The organism is Streptomyces violaceorubidus, from assembly GCF_000717995.1.
GTDB classification, from domain to species: domain Bacteria; phylum Actinomycetota; class Actinomycetes; order Streptomycetales; family Streptomycetaceae; genus Streptomyces; species Streptomyces violaceorubidus.
Genome location: NZ_JODM01000139.1, coordinates 1 through 693 on the forward strand (window position 1 = coordinate 1; position 693 = coordinate 693).

Here is a 693-nt window from a genome sequence, read left to right on the forward strand (position 1 = left end):
CCAGGGTTCGGACATCGCCCGGATCGCGGCGATCGCCGCCGGACTGCCGGACACGGTGGCCGGGGTGCAGGAGAACCGCTTCTGCGCCTCGGGCCTGGAAGCGGTCAACATGGCCGCCGCCAAGGTCCGTTCGGGCTGGGAGGACCTGGTGCTGGCGGGCGGGGTCGAGTCCATGTCCCGCGTCCCGATGGGCAGCGACGGCGGGGCCTGGGCGCTGGACCCGCGCACCAACCACGACACCGGCTTCGTCCCGCAGGGCATCGGCGCCGACCTGATCGCGACCATCGAGGGCTTCTCGCGCCGCGACGTGGACGAGTACGCGGCCCTCTCCCAGGAGCGCGCGGCCACCGCCTGGAAGGACGGGCGCTTCGAGCGCTCCGTCGTCCCCGTCGCCGACCGCAACGGACTGCCCGTCCTGGACCACGACGAGCACCTGCGCCCCGGCACCACCGCCGAGAGCCTGGCCGGGCTGAGGCCCTCGTTCGCGCTCCCCGGCGAGCAGGGCGGCTTCGACGCCGTGGCGCTCCAGAAGTACCACTGGGTGGAGAAGATCGACCACGTCCACCACGCGGGCAACTCCTCCGGCATCGTCGACGGCGCAGGCCCTCGCCAAGGCCGGGCTGACCATCGACGACATCGACCTGGTCGAGATCAACGAGGCCTTCGCGGCGGTCGTCCTGCGCTTCGCCAAGG

1 pseudogene is annotated in these 693 nt (G+C 72.7%); it reads left to right on the plus strand.

The features are described 5' to 3' along the window. Window positions 1-693, plus strand: a pseudogene (locus tag IE94_RS36690) (thiolase family protein); the annotation flags it as partial.